Origin of the sequence: Caballeronia sp. BCC1704, assembly GCF_902833455.1 — a bacterium.
Classification (GTDB): Bacteria; Pseudomonadota; Gammaproteobacteria; order Burkholderiales; family Burkholderiaceae; genus Caballeronia.
Genome location: NZ_CADFFT010000007.1, coordinates 1 through 21,555 on the forward strand (window position 1 = coordinate 1; position 21,555 = coordinate 21,555).

The window sequence follows — 21,555 nt, forward strand, 5'->3', positions numbered from 1 at the left end:
CACCCCGAAGCGGGTGCGCCACCGGTTGAGTAGCGACTGTGCCCACAATCGCCACCCAAACAACTACTTCTTCCCCGATTGGTTGTAGCGCCCCACAGGCGATACAACATCCCCTTAAAGCCTGATGACCATAGCGAGTCGGTCCCACCCCTTCCCATCCCGAACAGGACCGTGAAACGACTCCACGCCGATGATAGTGCGGATTGCCCGTGTGAAAGTAGGTAATCGTCAGGCTCCCCCTTGCTCAAAACAAAAACCCCACCCCTCAAAGGTGGGGTTTTTGCGTTTGGGGCGACGACTATAAGTGAGAGCCTCATCGATTCGCTTCGCAAGAAGTACTTGACAACCGCGTGTTGTTACCCCATAATCGATAGTTCTCTGCGGAGGGGTGCCCGAGTGGCTAAAGGGGGCAGACTGTAAATCTGTTGGCTTACGCCTACGTTGGTTCGAATCCAACCTCCTCCACCAGAATTCAAGCGGTAAGGGAATCCAACCCTCGCGGGTGTAGCTCAATGGTAGAGCAGAAGCCTTCCAAGCTTATGACGAGGGTTCGATTCCCTTCACCCGCTCCAGTGTCGGTTTTGTAGTGCCCATGTGGCTCAGTGGTAGAGCACTCCCTTGGTAAGGGAGAGGTCGGCAGTTCGATCCTGCCCATGGGCACCAGCTGTATCAGTCTAGTAAGTTGCGCGCGGCGCAAGGTGCGAAAATCCTGTTAGGAGTCGAAAATGGCCAAAGGTAAATTCGAGCGGACCAAGCCGCACGTAAACGTGGGCACGATCGGTCACGTTGACCACGGCAAGACCACGCTGACGGCAGCGATCACGACGGTGCTGACCGCCAAGTTCGGCGGCGAAGCCAAGGCGTACGACCAGATCGACGCGGCGCCGGAAGAAAAGGCACGCGGCATCACCATCAACACCGCGCACGTCGAGTACGAAACGGCTAACCGCCACTACGCACACGTCGATTGCCCGGGCCACGCCGACTACGTGAAGAACATGATCACGGGCGCCGCGCAGATGGACGGCGCGATCCTGGTGTGCTCGGCCGCTGACGGCCCGATGCCGCAAACGCGCGAGCACATCCTGCTGGCCCGTCAGGTTGGCGTGCCGTACATCATCGTGTTCTTGAACAAGTGCGACATGGTGGACGACGCCGAACTGCTCGAGCTCGTCGAAATGGAAGTGCGGGAACTCCTGTCGAAGTACGACTTCCCGGGCGACGACACGCCGATCATCAAGGGTTCGGCCAAGCTCGCGCTGGAAGGCGACAAGGGCGAACTCGGCGAAGTGGCGATCATGAGCCTGGCCGACGCGCTGGACACGTACATCCCGACGCCGGAGCGCGCAGTTGACGGCGCGTTCCTGATGCCGGTGGAAGACGTGTTCTCGATCTCGGGTCGCGGCACGGTGGTAACGGGCCGCGTCGAGCGCGGCGTCATCAAGGTCGGCGAGGAAATCGAAATCGTCGGTATCAAGCCGACGGTGAAGACGACCTGCACGGGCGTGGAAATGTTCCGCAAGCTGCTCGACCAAGGTCAAGCGGGCGACAACGTCGGTATCCTGCTGCGCGGCACGAAGCGTGAAGACGTCGAGCGCGGCCAAGTGCTGGCCAAGCCGGGTTCGATCACGCCGCACACGCACTTCACCGCTGAAGTGTACGTGCTGAGCAAGGACGAAGGCGGCCGTCACACGCCGTTCTTCAACAACTACCGTCCGCAGTTCTACTTCCGTACGACGGACGTGACGGGCTCGATCGAGCTGCCGAAGGACAAGGAAATGGTGATGCCGGGCGACAACGTGTCGATCACGGTCAAGCTGATCGCCCCGATCGCCATGGAAGAAGGTCTGCGCTTCGCAATCCGCGAAGGCGGCCGTACCGTCGGCGCAGGTGTCGTTGCGAAGATTATCGAGTAAGAGCCAGAGATCTCTCGGTAGTCTGTAGTTTTCGGGGTCGGCGAAACCGTCGGCCCCAAATGGTTTAGGGGTATAGCTCAACTGGCAGAGCGTCGGTCTCCAAAACCGAAGGTTGGGGGTTCGATTCCCTCTGCCCCTGCCACATTCTCGCGCCAGGTGGCGCTGCTTAAGGTGTTATGGCGAATCCTTCAGTCGAAACTGTAAATACTTCCAGCGATAAGTTGATGTTGGTGGCTGGGGTATTGTTGGTCTTGGCCGGGTTCGTGGGTTTCTTTCTGCTCAGCGGCCAAGAGTGGTATGTCCGCGGTGCGGCGCTTGCTGTCGGTTTGGTTGCTGGTGTCGCTGTCGGCCTTCTTTCTGCGCCCGGGAAGGGCTTCATTGCCTTCGCGAAAGACTCGTACAAAGAAGTTCGAAAGGTCGTCTGGCCTACGCGCAAAGAGGCGACGCAGACCACGCTGGTGGTCTTTGCATTCGTCCTCATCATGGCCATCTTCCTTTGGCTTAGCGACAAGTCAATCGAATGGGTAATTTTCTCGGCGATTCTGGGTTGGAAATGATATGAGCGATACTCCGACATCTCCGAGTGGAAAGCGTTGGTATGTGGTGCACGCCTACTCCGGCATGGAGAAGAGCGTGCAACGTGCGCTTCAGGAGCGCATCGAGCGAGCGGGAATGCAGGACCAATTCGGTCAAATTCTCGTTCCGACGGAAGAAGTAGTGGAAGTCAAGGGTGGCCATAAATCGGTCACCGAGCGTCGTTTCTTCCCGGGCTACGTCCTGGTTGAAATGGAAATGACGGATGAAACCTGGCACCTCGTCAAGAATACGGCGAAGGTGACCGGTTTTGTCGGCGGTGCGCGCAATCGGCCGAGCCCCATCTCCCCGCGCGAGGTCGAAAAGATCATGTCGCAGATGCAGGAAGGTGTCGAGAAGCCGCGGCCGAAGACACTGTTCGAAGTCGGCGAGATGGTGCGTGTGAAGGAAGGTCCTTTCACCGACTTCAACGGGAACGTCGAAGAAGTCAACTACGAGAAGTCCCGGGTCCGCGTTTCGGTCACGATCTTCGGGCGTTCGACGCCGGTTGAACTCGAATTCGGTCAGGTCGAGAAGGTGTAAGAATACGTCGCGCGAGGTCATCGGTCTCGCGCGATTCGCGCTTACGGTCCGCGTAATGGCCGTTGAGGAGCGTCAGTAGTCGTCAAGTCGAACGCGCGCTATCACTCACCGAACGCTTACGCGTTCAGCAGAGGTTTTCAACATGGCAAAGAAAATCATCGGCTTTATCAAGCTGCAGATTCCTGCAGGTAAAGCCAATCCGTCGCCGCCGGTCGGTCCGGCGCTGGGCCAGCGTGGCCTGAACATCATGGAGTTCTGCAAGGCGTTCAACGCGCAGACTCAGGGCATGGAGCCGGGTCTGCCGGTGCCGGTCGTCATTACGGCATTCGCGGACAAGAGCTTCACGTTCATCATGAAGACGCCGCCGGCTACCGTTCTGATCAAGAAGGCAGCCGCAGTGCAGAAGGGCTCGAGCAAGCCGCACACCGACAAGGTCGGCAACATCACCCGCGCTCAAGCGGAAGAAATCGCGAAGACCAAGATGCCGGACCTTACGGCAGCTGATCTGGACGCAGCCGTGCGCACCATCGCCGGTAGCGCGCGTTCGATGGGTATCACTGTGGAGGGCGTGTAAATGGCTAAGCTTTCGAAGCGCCTTCAGGCATTTGCAAACAAGGTCGATCGTCAGAAGCTGTATCCGATCGACGACGCGCTGAACCTGATCAAGGAATGCGCAAACGCCAAGTTCGACGAGTCGATCGACGTCGCCGTTCAGCTCGGCATCGACGCAAAGAAGTCGGACCAAGTGGTTCGTGGTTCCGTCGTTCTGCCCGCCGGCACCGGCAAGTCGGTTCGCGTTGCAGTGTTCGCGCAAGGCGACAAGGCCGAGCAAGCACGTGCAGCTGGCGCGGACGTGGTCGGCATGGAAGACCTGGCTGAGCAAGTCAAGGCCGGCAATCTGAACTTCGACGTCGTGATCGCTTCGCCGGACACGATGCGCGTGGTCGGTACGCTGGGCCAGATCCTCGGTCCGCGTGGCCTCATGCCGAACCCGAAGGTCGGTACCGTGACGCCGGACGTCGCTCAAGCGGTCAAGAACGCCAAGGCTGGTCAGGTGCAGTTCCGCGTCGACAAAGCCGGTATCATCCACGGCACGATCGGCCGTGCGTCGTTCGAACCCGCTTCGCTTCGTCAGAACTTGTCGGCGCTGATCGACGCGCTGAACAAGGCGAAGCCGGCGACGAGCAAGGGCGTGTACCTGCGCAAGATCGCGCTGTCGAGCACGATGGGCGTCGGCGTTCGCGTGGACCAAGCCACGCTCGCGCAACAATAAGAATTTCGACGCGGTCGCATGACCGCGTTCTCAAGGGCTTTGGGCGGTTGCGCAACAGTCGTTTAGTTGGGTAACCGGTTGTCAAAGACCGTTGGTGGCGGTGCAGCAGTTGGGCGGCGCCTTAATTCAAGCCAACGCAGATGGCGAACCCGAAACAGTTTTGCAGTGGTTGAAGCCGGTTGTCGATCGTTCTCAGACGGTCACCAACCGCTTGAAATACTCCTAACAGTCGGACGCCGTTGTCGAACGTGGTGCATGAAGGTTGGACACCTGAGTGCATCGAATCTGGAGGTTTAACCGTGCCACTGAACAAAGAAGATAAGCAGGCAGTCGTCGCTGAAGTCGCCGCGCAAGTCGCGAAGGCTCAGACGATGGTGCTCGCTGAGTATCGTGGGATCACGGTTGGCGATCTGACCAAGCTGCGCGCGAAAGCGCGTGAGCAACAGGTGTATCTGCGCGTGTTGAAGAACACGCTGGCGCGTCGCGCCGTCGAAGGTACGCCGTTCGCTCCGCTGGCTGAGCAGATGACCGGTCCTCTGATCTACGGCATCTCGGAAGATGCCATTGCCGCAGCCAAGGTCGTCAACGACTTCGGCAAGAGCAATGACAAGTTGATCATCAAGGCTGGTTCCTACGAAGGCAAGGTGATGGACAAGGCGGGCGTGCAAGCGCTGGCCAACATCCCGAGCCGCGAAGAGCTGCTCTCCAAGCTGTTGTTCGTCATGCAAGCACCTGTTTCCGGCTTTGCGCGCGCTCTCGCCGCGCTGGCAGAGAAGCAAGGCGAAGCTGCATAACGTCACGCTTGAGCCACAGTTGCTCAGTTAGGTAAAGATCGCTAGCTCGATCCGAATTCAATTTAGGAGTATTTCAAATGGCAATCGCAAAAGAAGACATCCTGGAAGCCGTTGGCGCGATGTCGGTTCTGGAACTGAACGAGCTGGTCAAGGCGTTCGAAGAGAAGTTTGGCGTGTCGGCAGCTGCTGTTGCTGTCGCTGGCCCGGCTGCTGGCGGCGCTGCCGCTGCTGCTGAAGAGCAAACCGAATTCACGGTGAACCTGCTCGAAGCTGGCGCAAACAAGGTCTCGGTCATTAAGGCTGTTCGCGAACTGACGGGTCTCGGCCTGAAGGAAGCGAAGGACCTGGTCGATGGCGCACCGAAGCCCATCAAGGAAGCGGTGCCCAAGGCTGCTGCTGAAGAAGCGAAGAAGAAGCTGGAAGACGCAGGCGCGAAGGCTGAAATCAAGTAAGTTTCATTGCGCTGTGCGAAGGCTGGCGGTTTTTCACCGCCGGCCTTTTTGTGCTTTGTGGGGACCGAGTTTTTATGCGCGTTGGCAAGCATAAATGTCCCCGCAGAAGCCAAAGACAACGGTCGGGTCGGCAATATATTCCGGCAGTTGTCTTTGTCTTCTGAAGCGACTGCAGAAGGCAAGTTTGGTCGGGTAGCGGGAAACACAGGCATCCGCTGCCGTCAGCCAGCGGTTGGTAGCGGCCAACCACCAAGCTTCTAGACTCGCGCGTCCTCCCCGGACAGCGGCGCGGGTCTCAGTCGGTGAACACCGGGCCGTGTCGTCGAGGTATCCCGCCTCGGTAACGCCCGCCGTGATTCGGAGATCGTATGCAATATTCCTTCACCGAGAAGAAGCGTATTCGCAAGAGTTTCGCGAAGCGCCCCATCGTTCACCAAGTTCCCTTTTTGCTGGCGACCCAGCTTGAATCATTCCAGACGTTTCTGCAAGCGGATACGTCTTCTTCGCAGCGCAAGGCAGAAGGCTTGCAAGCTGCGTTCACCTCTGTTTTCCCGATCGTTTCGCACAACGGCTTCGCGCGGCTCGAGTTCGTCAGCTACATGCTGTCGCCGCCCGCATTCAACATCAAGGAATGCCAGCAGCGCGGCCTGACCTATTGCTCGGCCCTGCGCGCGAAGGTCCGTCTCGTTCTGCTCGACAAAGAGTCGCCGAGCAAGCCCGTCGTGAAGGAAGTCAAAGAACAGGAAGTGTACATGGGCGAAATTCCGCTCATGACGCCGACCGGTTCTTTCGTCATCAACGGTACCGAGCGCGTGATCGTGTCGCAGCTCCACCGTTCGCCCGGCGTGTTCTTCGAGCACGACAAGGGCAAGACGCATAGCTCCGGCAAGCTGCTGTTCTCGGCGCGTATCATTCCTTACCGCGGTTCGTGGCTCGACTTCGAGTTCGACCCGAAGGACGTGCTGTACTTCCGCGTCGACCGTCGCCGCAAGATGCCGGTCACGATTCTGCTGAAGGCCATCGGCCTGACGCCGGAACAGATCCTCGCGAACTTCTTCGTTTTCGACAACTTCGCGCTGATGAGCGAAGGCGCGCAGATGGAATTCGTGCCCGAGCGTCTGCGCGGCGAAGTGGCGCGCTTCGACATTCAGGATCGCGAAGGCAACGTCATCGTCACGAAGGACAAGCGGATCAACGCGAAGCACATTCGCGACCTCGAAAACGCCAAGACGAAGTTCATCTCGGTGCCCGAGGAGTATCTGCTCGGCCGCGTGCTCGCGAAGAACGTGATCGATCCCGAAACGGGCGAAGTCATCGCGAACGCTAACGAGGAAATCACCGAAACGGTCCTCGAAAAGCTGCGCGAAGCGAAGGTCAAGGAAATCCAGACGCTGTACACGAACGATCTCGACCAGGGTCCGTACATCTCGTCGACGCTGCGTATCGACGAAACCGCGGACAAGATGGCCGCGCGTATCGCGATCTACCGCATGATGCGCCCGGGCGAGCCGCCGACCGAAGAAGCGGTCGAGGCGCTGTTCAATCGTCTCTTCTACAGCGAAGACGCGTACGACCTGTCGAAGGTCGGCCGCATGAAGTTCAACCGCCGCGTGGGCCGTGATGAAATCATCGGGCCGATGACGCTGCAGGACGACGACATCCTCGCGACCATCAAGATCCTCGTCGAGCTGCGTAACGGCAAGGGCGAAGTGGACGACATCGACCACTTGGGTAATCGTCGCGTGCGTTGCGTCGGCGAACTCGCGGAGAACCAGTTCCGCGCGGGTCTCGTGCGTGTCGAGCGTGCTGTGAAGGAACGCCTCGGCCAGGCCGAAAGCGAAAACCTGATGCCGCACGACCTGATCAACTCCAAGCCGATTTCGTCGGCGATTCGCGAGTTCTTCGGTTCGTCGCAGCTGTCGCAGTTCATGGACCAGACCAACCCGCTGTCGGAAATCACGCACAAGCGTCGCGTTTCCGCACTCGGCCCGGGCGGTCTGACGCGTGAACGCGCAGGCTTCGAAGTCCGCGACGTGCATCCGACGCACTACGGCCGCGTGTGCCCGATCGAAACGCCGGAAGGTCCGAACATCGGTCTGATCAACTCGCTCGCGCTGTACGCGCACCTGAACGAATACGGCTTCCTCGAAACGCCGTATCGCAAGGTGGTCGACGGCAAGGTGACGGACCAGATCGACTATCTGTCGGCGATCGAAGAAGGCCGTTACGTGATCGCGCAGGCGAACGCGGCAGTCGCGGAAGACGGCACGCTGACCGACGAACTCGTCTCGTCGCGTGAAGCCGGCGAAACGCTGATGGTCACGCCGGATCGCATCCAGTACATGGACGTGGCGCCGTCGCAGATCGTGTCGGTCGCGGCATCGCTGATTCCGTTCCTCGAGCACGACGACGCGAACCGCGCGTTGATGGGCTCGAACATGCAGCGTCAGGCCGTGCCGTGTCTGCGTCCGGAGAAGCCGGTCGTCGGTACGGGCATCGAGCGTACCGTGGCGGTCGACTCGGGCACGACGGTTCAGGCCATGCGTGGCGGTGTCGTGGATTACGTGGACGCGGGCCGTATCGTGATTCGCGTGAACGACGATGAAGCCGTCGCCGGCGATGTCGGCGTGGACATCTACAACCTGATCAAGTACACGCGTTCGAACCAGAACACGAACATCAACCAGCGTCCGATCGTGAAGATGGGCGACAAGGTCTCGCGCGGCGACGTGCTGGCCGACGGCGCCTCGACGGATCTGGGCGAGCTCGCGCTCGGTCAGAACATGCTGGTCGCCTTCATGCCGTGGAACGGCTACAACTTCGAAGACTCGATCCTGATCTCGGAGAAGGTCGTCGCGGACGATCGTTACACGTCGATCCACATCGAAGAACTGAACGTCGTTGCTCGCGACACCAAGCTCGGACCGGAAGAAATCACGCGCGACATTTCGAACCTCGCGGAAGTGCAGCTTGGCCGTCTCGACGAGTCGGGCATCGTGTACATCGGCGCGGAAGTCGAAGCAGGCGACGTGCTGGTCGGCAAGGTCACGCCGAAGGGCGAAACCCAGCTGACGCCGGAAGAAAAGCTGCTGCGCGCGATCTTCGGCGAAAAGGCATCGGACGTGAAGGACACGTCGCTGCGCGTGCCGTCGGGCATGAGCGGCACGGTCATCGACGTGCAGGTGTTCACGCGCGAAGGCATCACGCGTGACAAGCGCGCGCAACAGATCATCGACGATGAACTGAAGCGTTACCGCCTGGACCTGAACGATCAGCTTCGTATCGTGGAAGGCGACGCGTTCTCGCGTCTCGCGCGCATGCTGAACGGCAAGGTCGCGAACGGCGGTCCGAAGAAGCTCGCGAAGGGCACGAAGATCGACCTCGCGTACCTCGAAGACCTCGACCACTACCACTGGTTCGACATCCGCCTCGCGGACGAAGAAGCAGCGGCGCAGCTGGAAGCCATCAAGGACTCGATCGAGCAGAAGCGTCACCAGTTCGACCTCGCGTTCGAAGAGAAGCGCAAGAAGCTCACGCAAGGCGACGAACTGCCGCCGGGCGTGCTGAAGATGGTCAAGGTGTATCTCGCCGTGAAGCGTCGCTTGCAGCCTGGCGACAAGATGGCGGGCCGTCACGGTAACAAGGGTGTCGTGTCGAAGATCGTGCCGATCGAAGACATGCCGTACATGGCCGATGGCCGTCCGGCCGACGTCGTGCTGAATCCGCTCGGCGTGCCGTCGCGGATGAACGTGGGTCAGATTCTCGAAGTGCATTTGGGCTGGGCCGCGAAGGGTCTCGGCTGGCGCATCGGCGAGATGATGCAGCGTCAGGCGAAGATCGAAGAACTGCGTCAGTTCCTCACGCAGATCTACAACGAGTCGGGCCGCAAGGAAGAGCTGGAAGGCTTCTCGGACGACGAGATCGTGGAACTGGCGAAGAACCTGCGCGAAGGCGTGCCGTTCGCGACGCCGGTGTTCGACGGCGCGACGGAAGACGAAATGTCGCGCGCGCTGGACCTCGCGTTCCCGGACGACGTGGCGCAGAACCTCGGCATGAACGCGTCGAAGAACCAGGTCACGCTGCACGACGGCCGCACGGGCGAGCCGTTCGAGCGCAAGGTCACGGTCGGCTACATGCACTACCTGAAGCTGCACCACCTGGTCGACGACAAGATGCACGCGCGTTCGACCGGTCCGTACTCGCTCGTCACGCAGCAGCCGCTGGGTGGTAAGGCGCAGTTCGGTGGCCAGCGTTTCGGTGAAATGGAAGTGTGGGCGCTCGAGGCGTATGGCGCATCGTATGTGCTGCAGGAAATGCTGACGGTCAAGTCGGACGACGTGACGGGCCGGACGAAGGTGTATGAGAACCTCGTCAAGGGCGATCACGTGATCGACGCCGGCATGCCGGAATCCTTCAACGTGTTGGTGAAGGAAATCCGCTCGCTCGGTATCGACATCGATCTCGACCGCAACTAATCGGACTACGGAGAGAAAGCAATGAAAGCTCTGCTCGATCTATTCAAGCAAGTCCAACAAGAAGAAGTTTTTGATGCGATCAAGATCGGCCTCGCGTCGCCCGACAAGATCCGTTCGTGGTCGTTCGGCGAAGTGAAGAAGCCGGAGACCATCAACTACCGCACGTTCAAGCCGGAGCGGGATGGTCTGTTTTGCGCGAAGATTTTCGGGCCGATCAAGGACTACGAGTGCCTGTGCGGCAAGTACAAGCGCCTCAAGCACCGTGGCGTGATCTGCGAGAAGTGCGGCGTCGAAGTGACGCTGGCCAAGGTGCGCCGCGAGCGCATGGGTCATATCGAACTGGCTTCGCCGGTCGCGCACATCTGGTTCCTGAAGTCGCTGCCGTCGCGTCTGGGCATGGTGCTCGACATGACGCTGCGCGACATCGAGCGCGTGCTGTACTTCGAAGCGTACGTGGTGATCGACCCGGGCATGACGCCGCTAAAAGCGCGGCAGATCATGACGGAAGAGGATTACTACAACAAGGTCGAAGAGTACGGTGACGAATTCCGTGCCGAAATGGGCGCGGAAGGCGTGCGCGAACTGCTGCGTTCGATCAACATCGACGAGCAGGTCGAGCTGCTGCGCACCGAACTCAAGAACACGGGTTCCGAAGCGAAGATCAAGAAGTACGCGAAGCGCCTGAAGGTGCTCGAGGCTTTCCAGCGTTCGGGCATCAAGCCTGACTGGATGGTGCTCGAAGTCCTGCCGGTGCTGCCGCCGGAACTGCGTCCGCTCGTGCCGCTGGACGGCGGCCGTTTCGCGACGTCGGACCTGAACGACCTGTATCGCCGCGTGATCAACCGTAACAACCGGTTGAAGCGTCTGCTCGAACTGAAGGCGCCTGAAATCATTGTCCGCAACGAAAAGCGGATGCTGCAGGAAGCCGTCGATTCGCTGCTCGACAACGGTCGTCGCGGTAAGGCCATGACCGGCGCGAACAAGCGTCCGCTGAAGTCGCTCGCTGACATGATCAAGGGTAAGGGCGGTCGTTTCCGTCAGAACCTGCTCGGTAAGCGCGTGGACTACTCGGGCCGTTCGGTGATCGTGGTCGGCCCGACGCTCAAGCTGCACCAGTGCGGTCTGCCGAAGCTGATGGCGCTCGAACTGTTCAAGCCGTTCATCTTCAACAAGCTGGAAGTGATGGGCGTCGCGACCACCATAAAGGCTGCGAAGAAGGAAGTCGAGAACCAGACGCCGGTGGTGTGGGACATCCTCGAAGAGGTGATCCGCGAGCATCCGGTCATGCTGAACCGTGCGCCGACGCTGCACCGTCTCGGCATTCAGGCTTTCGAGCCGGTGCTGATCGAAGGTAAGGCAATCCAGCTGCACCCGCTGGTTTGCGCGGCGTTCAACGCCGACTTCGACGGTGACCAGATGGCTGTTCACGTGCCGCTGTCGCTCGAAGCGCAGATGGAAGCGCGCACGCTGATGCTGGCGTCGAACAACGTCCTGTTCCCGGCCAACGGCGATCCGTCGATCGTGCCGTCGCAGGATATCGTGCTCGGCCTGTACTACGCATCGCGTGAAGCGATCAACGGCAAGGGCGAAGGCCTCACGTTCACGGGCGTGTCGGAAGTGATCCGCGCGTACGAGAACAAGGAAGTCGAGCTGGCTTCGCGCGTCAACGTGCGTATCACCGAAATGGTGGCGAACGAAGACACGAGCGAAGGCGCACCGAAGTTCGTGCCGAAGGTCACGCTGTACGCGACGACCGTTGGCCGTTCGATCCTGTCGGAGATTCTGCCGCCGGGCCTGCCGTTCTCGGTGCTGAACAAGCCGCTGAAGAAGAAGGAAATCTCGCGCCTGATCAACACGGCGTTCCGCAAGTGCGGTCTGCGCGAAACGGTGATCTTCGCCGACCAGCTGATGCAGATGGGCTTCCGCCTCGCGACGCGCGCCGGTATCTCGATCTGCGTGGACGACATGCTCGTGCCGCCGCAGAAAGAGACGATCGTCGGCGACGCCGCGAAGAAGGTGAAGGAGTACGACCGTCAGTACATGTCGGGTCTCGTCACCGCGCAGGAACGCTACAACAACGTGGTCGACATCTGGTCGGCAACGTCGGAAAGCGTCGGTAAGGCGATGATGGAGCAGCTCGCAACCGAACCGGTCATCGACCGTGACGGCAACGAGACGAAGCAGGAGTCGTTCAACTCCATCTACATGATGGCCGACTCGGGCGCGCGTGGTTCCGCGGTGCAGATTCGTCAGCTGGCCGGTATGCGCGGCCTGATGGCGAAGCCGGACGGCTCGATTATCGAGACGCCGATTACCGCGAACTTCCGCGAAGGCCTGAACGTGCTGCAGTACTTCATCTCGACGCACGGCGCGCGTAAGGGTCTGGCGGATACGGCACTGAAGACGGCGAACTCGGGTTACCTGACGCGTCGTCTCGTGGACGTGACGCAAGATCTGGTCGTGGTCGAAGACGATTGCGGTACGTCGAACGGCGTGGCGATGAAGGCGTTGGTCGAAGGCGGTGAAGTCGTCGAAGCGCTGCGTGACCGTATTCTCGGTCGCGTCGCGGTGGCGGACGTCGTCAATCCGGAAACGCAGGAAACGCTGTTTGCGTCCGGCGATTTGCTGGACGAAGACGCGGTGGAAGAGATCGAGCGCCTCGGCATCGACGAAGTGCGCGTGCGCACGCCGCTCACCTGCGAAACGCGCTACGGCCTGTGCGCCGCGTGCTACGGCCGCGACCTCGGCCGCGGTTCGCGCGTGAACGTCGGCGAAGCAGTCGGCGTGATCGCGGCGCAGTCGATCGGCGAGCCGGGCACGCAGCTGACCATGCGTACGTTCCACATCGGTGGCGCGGCATCGCGTGCGGCGGTTGCATCGACGGTGGAAGCGAAGTCGAATGGTACGGTGCGTTTCACGGCCACGATGCGCTACGTGACCAACGCGAAGGGCGAGCAAGTCGTCATCTCGCGTTCGGGCGAAGCGATCATCGCGGACGACTTCGGTCGCGAGCGTGAGCGTCACAAGGTTCCGTACGGCGCAACGCTGCTGCAACTCGACGGCGCTCAGATCAAGGCCGGTGCGCAACTGGCTCAGTGGGATCCGCTGACGCGTCCGATCATCACCGAGTGGGGCGGTACGGTGAAGTTCGAAAACGTCGAGGAAGGCGTGACGGTCGCCAAGCAGATCGACGACGTGACCGGTCTGTCCACGCTCGTCGTGATCGACGCGAAGCGCCGCGGCTCGCAGGCTGGCAAGAGCGTGCGTCCGCAGGTGAAGCTGCTCGACGCGAACGGCGAGGAAGTGAAGATCCCGAACACCGAGCATTCGGTGCAGATCGGCTTCCAGGTCGGCGCACTGATCACCGTGAAGGATGGTCAGCAAGTGCAGGTCGGTGAAGTGCTGGCGCGTATCCCGGTTGAAGCGCAGAAGACGCGTGACATTACCGGTGGTCTGCCGCGCGTGGCCGAACTGTTCGAAGCGCGCTCGCCGAAGGACGCCGGCATTCTGGCGGAAGTCACGGGCACGACGTCGTTCGGTAAGGACACGAAGGGCAAGCAGCGTCTCGTGATCACGGACCTTGAGGGCAATCAGCACGAGTTCCTGATCGCGAAGGAAAAGCAGGTGCTGGTGCACGATGGTCAGGTCGTCAACAAGGGCGAAATGATCGTCGACGGTCCTGCGGATCCGCACGACATCCTGCGTCTGCAGGGTATCGAGGCGTTGTCGCGCTACATCGTGGACGAAGTGCAGGACGTGTACCGTCTGCAAGGCGTGAAGATCAACGACAAGCACATCGAAGTGATCGTGCGTCAGATGCTGCGCCGCGTGCAGATCGTCGACAACGGCGATACGCGCTTCATTCCGGGCGAACAAGTCGAGCGGTCGGACATGCTCGACGAGAACGACCGCATGATCGCGGAAGACAAGCGTCCGGCGACGTACGAGAACGTGCTGCTCGGTATCACGAAGGCTTCGCTCTCGACCGATTCGTTCATCTCGGCAGCGTCGTTCCAGGAAACGACTCGCGTGCTGACCGAAGCGGCGATCATGGGCAAGCGCGACGATCTGCGCGGTCTGAAGGAAAACGTGATCGTCGGCCGTCTGATTCCGGCCGGTACGGGTCTCGCGTTCCACAAGGCGCGCAAGAGCAAGGAGTCGGCGGATCGCGAACGCTTCGACCAGATCGCTGCCGAAGAGGCATTCGATTTCGGTACGCCGGAAGCACCGGCAACGGAGCAGCAGCCGCACACCAACGAGTAAGCGTCTTTCGCTCGTAGCACCTCGAACCGCCCGGTTTTCGCCGGGCGGTTTTTTTTCGCTGCTTCTTTTCGTTCTCGCGCGTCGGCCGAACGGCTAACGTTGCGATTCACGCCTGGGCGCGCGCGCTCGCGTTGATAGAATTCGTTAACCTCCACGCCGCAGTTCGCGCTTCTTTCTTATGTCCCGTCCGCTCGAAATTCTCAACGAAGTATTCGGCTATCCGGCCTTTCGCGGACAGCAGGCGGAAATCGTCGAACATGTCGCCAACGGCGGCGATTCGCTCGTGTTGATGCCCACGGGCGGCGGAAAGTCGCTGTGCTATCAGATTCCGTCGCTGGTGCGCAAAGAGGCGGGCTTCGGCGCGGGCATCGTCGTTTCGCCGCTGATCGCGCTGATGCAGGATCAGGTTGCCGCGCTCACCGAACTCGGCGTGCGGGCGGCGTATCTCAATTCGACGCTTTCGGGCGCCGAGGCCGCCGCGACGGAGCGCGCGTTGCGGAACGGCAGCATCGATCTGCTGTACGTCGCGCCCGAGCGTCTCATGACGCCGCGGTTTCTCGATCTGCTCGGAAGCTCGCCGGTTGGGCTTTTTGCGATCGACGAGGCGCACTGCGTCTCGCAATGGGGCCACGACTTCCGGCCTGAATACATTCAGCTGTCCGTGCTGCACGAGCGATTCCCGAACGTGCCGCGCATCGCGCTGACCGCGACGGCGGACGCCATCACGCGCGATGAAATCGTGCACCGCCTCGCGCTCGACGACGCACGCATCTTCGTGTCGAGCTTCGACCGGCCGAACATCCGCTATCGGATCGTCGAGAAGGACAACGCGCGCTCGCAACTGCTCGACTTCATTCGCGCCGAGCACACGAACAAGGACGGCACGACGGACGCCGGCGTGGTCTATTGCCTCTCGCGCCGGAAGGTGGAGGAAACCGCCGACTGGCTCAAGGGGCAGGGCGTTCGCGCGCTGCCGTACCACGCCGGCATGGAGTTCGAGACGCGCCAGAAGCATCAGGAGATGTTCCAGCGCGAAGAGGGCATCGTGATGTGCGCGACGATTGCGTTCGGCATGGGCATCGACAAGCCGGACGTGCGGTTCGTCGCGCACCTGGATTTGCCGAAGAGCGTCGAAGGCTATTACCAGGAAACCGGCCGCGCGGGCCGCGACGGTTTGCCCGCGAACGCGTGGATGGCCTACGGCCTGGGCGACGTGGTGCAGCAGCGCAAGATGATCGACGAATCCGACGCCGACGACGCGCACAAACGCGTGCAGACCGGCAAGCTTGACGCGCTTCTAGGACTATGCGAGGCCGCGACGTGCCGCCGCGTGCGCCTGCTCGCGTACTTCGGCGAGACGAGCACGCCGTGCGGCAATTGCGATACGTGTCTGGAACCGCCGGCGTCGTGGGACGCGACGCGCGAGGCACAGATGGCGCTGTCGTGCGTGTATCGCGCGCAGAAGGCCAGTGGTTTCCACTTCGGCGCGGGCCATCTGATCGACATTCTGCGCGGCACGCGTAGCGAGAAGGTCTTGCAGCGCGGGCACGACAAGCTGTCCACCTTCGGCGTCGGCGCGGGCCTTTCCGAGCCGGAGTGGCGCGCGGTTTTCAGGCAGCTGGTCGCGTTTGGCTTTCTTGCCGTCGATCATGACGGGTTCGGCGCGCTCGTCCTGACCGACGCCAGCAAGCCCGTCCTAAAGGGCGAAGAGCGCGTCACGCTGCGCAAGTACGTGAAACCGGTGCGCAACCGGCAGTCATCTGGCCGAACCGGCGAGCGCGCCGATCCCACCGCAGGCATGTCGCCGCGCGAGAAAGCGCGCTGGGATCGCTTGCGCACGTGGCGCGCCGAGACCGCCAAAACCGACGGCGTGCCCGCGTACGTGATCTTCCACGACGCGACGCTCGCCGAAATCGCGCGCAGCGATCCCGATACGATCGACGACTTGCGGCACATTCCGGGCATCGGCGTTCGCAAACTCGAGCGTTTCGGCGACGAACTGCTCGACGTGGTGGGCGCGGACTGACGTTGCATCGGCGAGTGAGCCAGGATTTCACGCAACGTATTGACCGCATTGGCATTTTCAGAATATCATGCTAGGTTCTCGTTCTTGGCGCATTTCGGGATCCTGTTCAACGCGGGGTCTGCGCAAGTAAGAGCCATTCACGAGAAAGTCAGACGCGCGATTCCTTCGCTTTGCCCGTTTGGAATTGCGCCGATTTTGTTCATTTTTAGGATTAAACGATGCCAACCATCAATCAACTGGTTCGCAAAGGCCGCGCGTCGGAAACGACGAAGAGCAAGTCGCCGGCCCTGCAGGACTGCCCGCAGCGTCGCGGCGTGTGCACCCGCGTGTACACGACGACGCCGAAGAAGCCGAACTCGGCACTTCGTAAAGTTGCCAAGGTTCGTCTCACGAACGGCTTCGAAGTCATTTCGTACATCGGTGGTGAAGGCCACAACCTGCAGGAACACTCGGTCGTGCTGATTCGCGGCGGTCGTGTGAAGGACTTGCCGGGTGTGCGTTACCACATGGTCCGCGGCTCGCTGGATACCCAGGGCGTCAAGGATCGTAAGCAGGCTCGCTCGAAGTACGGTGCGAAGCGTGCCAAGGCTGGCAAGTAATCGCCGGTTCGAGTAGTCGAAGTAGTTTCAGGTCGCCGCAAGGCGGTTAATGCGGTAGTGCCGGATGTGCCGGTGCTGTCGAGTAAGTGGTCACCCGGCCAAGCTGGTTTAGTCGAGAGATGGATCGGGTTAGTTGGTGGCCGCGGAGCGAAAAAAGCGCTCCAACTGAAAAAGTAAAGGAAGAATCATGCCGCGTCGTCGCGAAGTCCCCAAGCGGGAAGTATTGCCGGATCCGAAGTTCGGCAACGTAGATGTAGCCAAGTTCATGAACGTGCTGATGTTGTCCGGCAAGAAGTCGGTTGCCGAGCGCATCGTGTACGGCGCTTTTGAACAGATCCAGACCAAGGGTGGCAAGGACCCGCTGGAAGTGTTCACGGTCGCGCTCAACAACGTGAAGCCGGTGGTCGAAGTGAAGAGCCGTCGCGTTGGTGGTGCGAACTATCAAGTTCCGGTCGAAGTGCGTCCCTCGCGTCGTATGGCATTGGCGATGCGTTGGTTGCGCGAAGCCGCGAAGAAGCGCAGCGAAAAGTCGATGGCCCTGCGCCTGGCAGGTGAGCTCTCCGAAGCGGCCGAAGGCCGCGGCGGCGCGATGAAGAAGCGCGACGAAGTTCACCGCATGGCAGAGGCTAACAAGGCATTCTCGCATTTCCGTTTCTAAGCTCCCGCTCATAGGGCAACGGAAAAATCAGGGCGGGTGCGCTAGTTCGGCGCCTCGCCCGTTTGTGTTAGGGCGCTGCCGGCTCATTGATTGAGTCGGCGCGTCGACCGAATAAAGGATCCAAAGTGGCTCGCAAGACACCTATCGAGCGCTACCGCAACATCGGTATTAGCGCTCACATCGACGCCGGCAAAACGACGACGACCGAGCGCATCTTGTTTTACACGGGCGTGAACCACAAGATCGGTGAAGTTCACGACGGCGCAGCAACGATGGACTGGATGGAGCAGGAGCAGGAGCGCGGCATCACCATCACGTCGGCTGCTACCACGGCCTTCTGGAAGGGCATGGGCGGCAACTATCCCGAGCACCGCATCAACATCATCGACACGCCGGGACACGTCGACTTCACCATTGAAGTGGAGCGCTCGATGCGCGTGCTCGACGGCGCATGCATGGTCTACTGCGCAGTGGGCGGCGTGCAGCCGCAGTCGGAAACGGTGTGGCGTCAGGCGAACAAGTACAAGGTTCCCCGTCTCGCGTTCGTCAACAAGATGGACCGTACGGGCGCGAACTTCTTCAAGGTCTACGACCAGCTGAAGACGCGTCTGAAGGCGAACCCGGTGCCCGTCGTCGTGCCGATCGGCTCGGAAGAAAACTTCAAGGGCGTCGTCGATCTGCTGAAGATGAAGGCGATCATTTGGGACGAAGCGTCGCAAGGCACGAAGTTCGACTACGTCGACATCCCGGCTGAACTCGTTGACACGTGCAACGAGTGGCGCGAGAAGATGATCGAGTCGGCTGCTGAAGCCAGCGAAGAGCTGATGGAAAAGTACCTCGGCGGCGAAGAGCTGTCGGAAGCGGAAGTCGTGAAGGCGATCCGTGACCGGACCATCGCGTGCGAAATCCAGCCGATGCTGTGCGGCACCGCGTTCAAGAACAAGGGCGTGCAGCGCATGCTCGACGCCGTGATCGACTTCCTGCCGTCGCCGGTTGACATTCCGCCGGTCACGGGCGAACTCGAGAGCGGCGAGAAGGCCGAGCGCCGTGCTGCCGACGACGAGAAGTTCTCGGCACTCGCGTTCAAGATCATGACGGACCCGTTCGTCGGTCAGCTGATCTTCTTCCGCGTGTACTCGGGCGTCGTGAATTCGGGTGACACCGTGCTGAACGCGACCAAGGACAAGAAGGAACGTCTCGGTCGTATTCTGCAGATGCACGCGAACCAGCGCGAAGAAATCAAGGAAGTGCGCGCGGGCGATATCGCGGCGGCCGTCGGCCTGAAGGAAGCCACCACGGGCGACACGCTGTGCGATCCGCAGAGCCCGATCGTGCTCGAGCGCATGATTTTCCCGGAGCCGGTGATTTCGCAGGCTGTCGAGCCGAAGACCAAGGCTGACCAGGAAAAGATGGGCCTGGCGCTGAACCGTCTGGCGCAGGAAGACCCGTCGTTCCGCGTGCAAACGGACGAAGAATCGGGCCAGACCATCATTTCGGGCATGGGCGAGCTCCACCTGGAAATTCTGGTCGACCGCATGAAGCGCGAATTCGGCGTGGAAGCGACCGTTGGCAAGCCGCAGGTTGCGTACCGCGAAACCATTCGCACGACGGCGGCTGACGTCGACGGCAAGTTCGTCAAGCAGTCGGGTGGTCGCGGCCAGTACGGTCACGCGGTCATTACGCTTGAGCCGAACGAGCAGGGCAAGGGCTACGAGTTCCTGGACGAGATCAAGGGCGGCGTGATTCCGCGCGAATACATCCCGGCCGTGGACAAGGGTATCCAGGAAACGCTGAAGTCGGGCGTGCTGGCAGGCTTCCCGGTTGTGGACGTGAAGGTGCACCTGACGTTCGGTTCGTACCACGACGTGGACTCGAACGAAAACGCGTTCCGCATGGCCGGCTCGATGGCCTTCAAGGAAGCAATGCGCAAGGCAAGCCCGGTCATCCTCGAACCGATGATGGCCGTGGAAGTCGAAACGCCGGAAGACTACATGGGCAACGTGATGGGCGATTTGTCCGGCCGTCGCGGTATCGTCCAGGGCATGGAAGACATGGTTGGCGGCGGCAAGATCGTTCGCGCCGAAGTGCCGCTGTCGGAAATGTTCGGCTACTCGACCTCGCTGCGCTCGCTGACGCAAGGCCGTGCAACGTACACGATGGAATTCAAGCACTACGCTGAAGCTCCGCGTAACGTCGCCGACGCGATCATCAACGCCAAGGGTAAGTAATACCCGCAAGTCATTCGGCGCAAGCCACAAGCTTTAACCGATAACCAAACTTTGAAAGAAGGTAATCATGGCAAAAGGTAAATTCGAGCGGACCAAGCCGCACGTGAACGTGGGCACGATCGGTCACGTTGACCACGGCAAGACCACGCTGACGGCGGCGATCACGACGGTGCTGACCGCCAAGTTCGGCGGCGAAGCCAAGGCGTACGACCAGATCGACGCGGCGCCGGAAGAAAAGGCTCGCGGCATCACCATCAACACCGCGCACGTCGAGTACGAAACGGCTAACCGCCACTACGCACACGTCGATTGCCCGGGCCACGCCGACTACGTGAAGAACATGATCACGGGCGCCGCGCAGATGGACGGCGCGATCCTGGTGTGCTCGGCCGCTGACGGCCCGATGCCGCAAACGCGCGAGCACATCCTGCTGGCCCGTCAGGTCGGCGTGCCGTACATCATCGTGTTCCTGAACAAGTGCGACATGGTGGACGACGCCGAACTGCTCGAGCTCGTCGAAATGGAAGTGCGCGAACTCCTGTCGAAGTACGACTTCCCGGGCGACGACACGCCGATCATCAAGGGTTCGGCCAAGCTCGCGCTGGAAGGCGACAAGGGCGAACTCGGCGAAGTGGCGATCATGAGCCTGGCCGACGCGCTGGACACGTACATCCCGACGCCGGAGCGCGCAGTTGACGGCGCCTTCCTGATGCCGGTGGAAGACGTGTTCTCGATCTCGGGTCGCGGCACGGTGGTGACGGGTCGCGTCGAGCGCGGCGTCATCAAGGTCGGCGAGGAAATCGAAATCGTCGGTATCAAGCCGACGGTGAAGACCACCTGCACGGGCGTGGAAATGTTCCGCAAGCTGCTCGACCAGGGTCAAGCGGGCGACAACGTCGGTATCCTGCTGCGCGGCACGAAGCGTGAAGACGTCGAGCGCGGCCAAGTGCTGGCCAAGCCGGGTTCGATCACGCCGCACACGCACTTCACCGCTGAAGTGTACGTGCTGAGCAAGGACGAAGGCGGCCGTCACACGCCGTTCTTCAACAACTACCGTCCGCAGTTCTACTTCCGTACGACGGACGTGACGGGCTCGATCGAGCTGCCGAAGGACAAGGAAATGGTGATGCCGGGCGACAACGTGTCGATCACGGTCAAGCTGATCGCCCCGATCGCCATGGAAGAAGGTCTGCGCTTCGCAATCCGCGAAGGCGGCCGTACCGTCGGCGCAGGTGTCGTTGCGAAGATTATCGAGTAAAATCTCGGTCTTTCTTGCAGTAGCAGTACAGAAGTGATGTGACCGGGGCCGGGTGTTCGCCCTCAGCGAATGCCTGGCCCCTCGCTCTTTTGCCAAATCGGCGGCGCAATACCGCCTCGCTCTTTTTCTAAGGAATCGTCATGCAGAACCAGAAAATCCGCATTCGTCTGAAGGCTTTCGACTATCGCCTGATCGACCAGTCGGCAGCCGAGATCGTCGATACGGCGAAGCGGACTGGCGCGATCGTCCGTGGCCCGGTGCCGCTGCCGACGCGTATTCAGCGTTTTGACATCCTGCGTTCGCCGCACGTCAACAAGACGTCGCGCGACCAGCTCGAAATCCGCACGCACCAGCGCCTGATGGACATCGTCGACCCGACGGACAAGACCGTCGACGCACTGATGAAGCTCGACCTGCCGGCTGGTGTCGACGTCGAAATCAAGCTGCAGTAAGCCTACAAAGCTCCGCCGGCGTCTCGGACGGAGCTAAGTCTTTGA

At 60.9% G+C, this 21,555-nt stretch carries 15 protein-coding genes, 4 tRNA genes and 1 rRNA gene; all 20 read left to right on the plus strand.

Annotated features, from left to right (window positions below):
- Nucleotides 1-120: 120 nt before the first annotated feature.
- The 20 genes from rrf (at nucleotide 121) to rpsJ (ending at nucleotide 21,510) form a co-directional block, all read left to right on the plus strand.
- Nucleotides 121-234, plus strand: a 5S ribosomal RNA gene (gene rrf, locus HWX53_RS26335).
- Between the two features lie 148 nt (nucleotides 235-382).
- Nucleotides 383-468 (plus strand) — tRNA-Tyr (locus tag HWX53_RS26340).
- Between the two features lie 30 nt (nucleotides 469-498).
- Nucleotides 499-572: transfer RNA gene (locus HWX53_RS26345), tRNA-Gly, on the plus strand.
- Nucleotides 573-588: 16 nt separating this feature from the next.
- Nucleotides 589-663 (plus strand) — tRNA-Thr (locus HWX53_RS26350).
- Between the two features lie 62 nt (nucleotides 664-725).
- Nucleotides 726-1,916 (plus strand): elongation factor Tu, encoded by a 1,191-nt coding sequence (gene tuf / locus HWX53_RS26355; RefSeq protein WP_175946421.1) that lies wholly within the window; start codon nucleotides 726-728, stop codon nucleotides 1,914-1,916.
- Between the two features lie 66 nt (nucleotides 1,917-1,982).
- Nucleotides 1,983-2,058: transfer RNA gene (locus HWX53_RS26360), tRNA-Trp, on the plus strand.
- A 34-nt stretch (nucleotides 2,059-2,092) separates the two neighbouring features.
- Nucleotides 2,093-2,473 carry a preprotein translocase subunit SecE gene (secE, locus tag HWX53_RS26365; protein WP_175946423.1) on the plus strand — a complete coding sequence of 127 codons (381 nt, stop codon included), beginning with the start codon at nucleotides 2,093-2,095 and terminating at the stop codon, nucleotides 2,471-2,473.
- 1 nt (nucleotide 2,474) lies between these two features.
- Nucleotides 2,475-3,032, plus strand: coding sequence for a transcription termination/antitermination protein NusG (nusG, locus tag HWX53_RS26370; protein WP_159837189.1), 558 nt, complete (start codon nucleotides 2,475-2,477; stop codon nucleotides 3,030-3,032).
- A gap of 142 nt (nucleotides 3,033-3,174) precedes the next feature.
- Nucleotides 3,175-3,606 (plus strand): 50S ribosomal protein L11, encoded by a 432-nt coding sequence (gene rplK / locus HWX53_RS26375; protein WP_008343796.1) that lies wholly within the window; start codon nucleotides 3,175-3,177, stop codon nucleotides 3,604-3,606.
- Nucleotides 3,607-4,305 (plus strand): 50S ribosomal protein L1, encoded by a 699-nt coding sequence (gene rplA / locus HWX53_RS26380; RefSeq protein ID WP_175946425.1) that lies wholly within the window; start codon nucleotides 3,607-3,609, stop codon nucleotides 4,303-4,305. It abuts the gene before it with no gap.
- 299 nt (nucleotides 4,306-4,604) lie between these two features.
- Nucleotides 4,605-5,099: a 50S ribosomal protein L10 gene (rplJ, locus tag HWX53_RS26385; RefSeq protein ID WP_159837187.1), complete on the plus strand. Its 495-nt coding sequence runs from the start codon at nucleotides 4,605-4,607 to the stop codon at nucleotides 5,097-5,099.
- Nucleotides 5,100-5,176: 77 nt separating this feature from the next.
- On the plus strand, nucleotides 5,177-5,551 hold the full coding sequence (rplL, locus tag HWX53_RS26390; protein WP_175946426.1) for a 50S ribosomal protein L7/L12: 375 nt from the start codon (nucleotides 5,177-5,179) through the stop codon (nucleotides 5,549-5,551).
- A 368-nt stretch (nucleotides 5,552-5,919) separates the two neighbouring features.
- Nucleotides 5,920-10,026, plus strand: coding sequence for a DNA-directed RNA polymerase subunit beta (rpoB, locus tag HWX53_RS26395; RefSeq protein ID WP_175946428.1), 4,107 nt, complete (start codon nucleotides 5,920-5,922; stop codon nucleotides 10,024-10,026).
- A gap of 21 nt (nucleotides 10,027-10,047) precedes the next feature.
- Nucleotides 10,048-14,289 (plus strand): DNA-directed RNA polymerase subunit beta', encoded by a 4,242-nt coding sequence (gene rpoC, locus HWX53_RS26400; protein WP_175946431.1) that lies wholly within the window; start codon nucleotides 10,048-10,050, stop codon nucleotides 14,287-14,289.
- Between the two features lie 178 nt (nucleotides 14,290-14,467).
- The gene (recQ, locus tag HWX53_RS26405; protein WP_175946433.1) at nucleotides 14,468-16,315 is read left to right on the plus strand and encodes a DNA helicase RecQ; all 1,848 of its coding nucleotides are present in this window, start codon (nucleotides 14,468-14,470) and stop codon (nucleotides 16,313-16,315) included.
- Between the two features lie 218 nt (nucleotides 16,316-16,533).
- Nucleotides 16,534-16,914, plus strand: coding sequence for a 30S ribosomal protein S12 (rpsL, locus tag HWX53_RS26410; RefSeq protein WP_006998493.1), 381 nt, complete (start codon nucleotides 16,534-16,536; stop codon nucleotides 16,912-16,914).
- A gap of 187 nt (nucleotides 16,915-17,101) precedes the next feature.
- A complete protein-coding gene (gene rpsG, locus HWX53_RS26415) occupies nucleotides 17,102-17,572 on the plus strand; it encodes a 30S ribosomal protein S7 (protein WP_006053291.1) in 471 nt (156 codons plus the stop codon).
- Nucleotides 17,573-17,697: 125 nt separating this feature from the next.
- Nucleotides 17,698-19,800, plus strand: coding sequence for an elongation factor G (fusA, locus tag HWX53_RS26420; protein ID WP_175946435.1), 2,103 nt, complete (start codon nucleotides 17,698-17,700; stop codon nucleotides 19,798-19,800).
- Nucleotides 19,801-19,867: 67 nt separating this feature from the next.
- Entirely contained in the window at nucleotides 19,868-21,058 is a 1,191-nt protein-coding gene (gene tuf / locus HWX53_RS26425) for an elongation factor Tu (RefSeq protein ID WP_175946421.1), read from the plus strand.
- Nucleotides 21,059-21,198: 140 nt separating this feature from the next.
- On the plus strand, nucleotides 21,199-21,510 hold the full coding sequence (gene rpsJ, locus HWX53_RS26430; RefSeq protein WP_006998489.1) for a 30S ribosomal protein S10: 312 nt from the start codon (nucleotides 21,199-21,201) through the stop codon (nucleotides 21,508-21,510).
- The last annotated feature ends 45 nt before the right edge of the window (nucleotides 21,511-21,555 follow it).

What these genes read in the sequence shown, in the direction of transcription:
- tuf (WP_175946421.1), top strand. Translation starts at nt 726, where the DNA reads ATGGCCAAAGGTAAATTCGAGCGGACCAAGCCGCACGTAAACGTGGGC.
- recQ (WP_175946433.1), top strand. Translation starts at nt 14,468, where the DNA reads ATGTCCCGTCCGCTCGAAATTCTCAACGAAGTATTCGGCTATCCGGCC.
- rpoB (WP_175946428.1), top strand. Translation starts at nt 5,920, where the DNA reads ATGCAATATTCCTTCACCGAGAAGAAGCGTATTCGCAAGAGTTTCGCG.
- secE (WP_175946423.1), top strand. Translation starts at nt 2,093, where the DNA reads ATGGCGAATCCTTCAGTCGAAACTGTAAATACTTCCAGCGATAAGTTG.
- tuf (WP_175946421.1), top strand. Translation starts at nt 19,868, where the DNA reads ATGGCAAAAGGTAAATTCGAGCGGACCAAGCCGCACGTGAACGTGGGC.
- rpoC (WP_175946431.1), top strand. Translation starts at nt 10,048, where the DNA reads ATGAAAGCTCTGCTCGATCTATTCAAGCAAGTCCAACAAGAAGAAGTT.
- rplL (WP_175946426.1), top strand. Translation starts at nt 5,177, where the DNA reads ATGGCAATCGCAAAAGAAGACATCCTGGAAGCCGTTGGCGCGATGTCG.
- rplA (WP_175946425.1), top strand. Translation starts at nt 3,607, where the DNA reads ATGGCTAAGCTTTCGAAGCGCCTTCAGGCATTTGCAAACAAGGTCGAT.
- nusG (WP_159837189.1), top strand. Translation starts at nt 2,475, where the DNA reads ATGAGCGATACTCCGACATCTCCGAGTGGAAAGCGTTGGTATGTGGTG.
- rpsJ (WP_006998489.1), top strand. Translation starts at nt 21,199, where the DNA reads ATGCAGAACCAGAAAATCCGCATTCGTCTGAAGGCTTTCGACTATCGC.
- rpsL (WP_006998493.1), top strand. Translation starts at nt 16,534, where the DNA reads ATGCCAACCATCAATCAACTGGTTCGCAAAGGCCGCGCGTCGGAAACG.
- rpsG (WP_006053291.1), top strand. Translation starts at nt 17,102, where the DNA reads ATGCCGCGTCGTCGCGAAGTCCCCAAGCGGGAAGTATTGCCGGATCCG.
- rplK (WP_008343796.1), top strand. Translation starts at nt 3,175, where the DNA reads ATGGCAAAGAAAATCATCGGCTTTATCAAGCTGCAGATTCCTGCAGGT.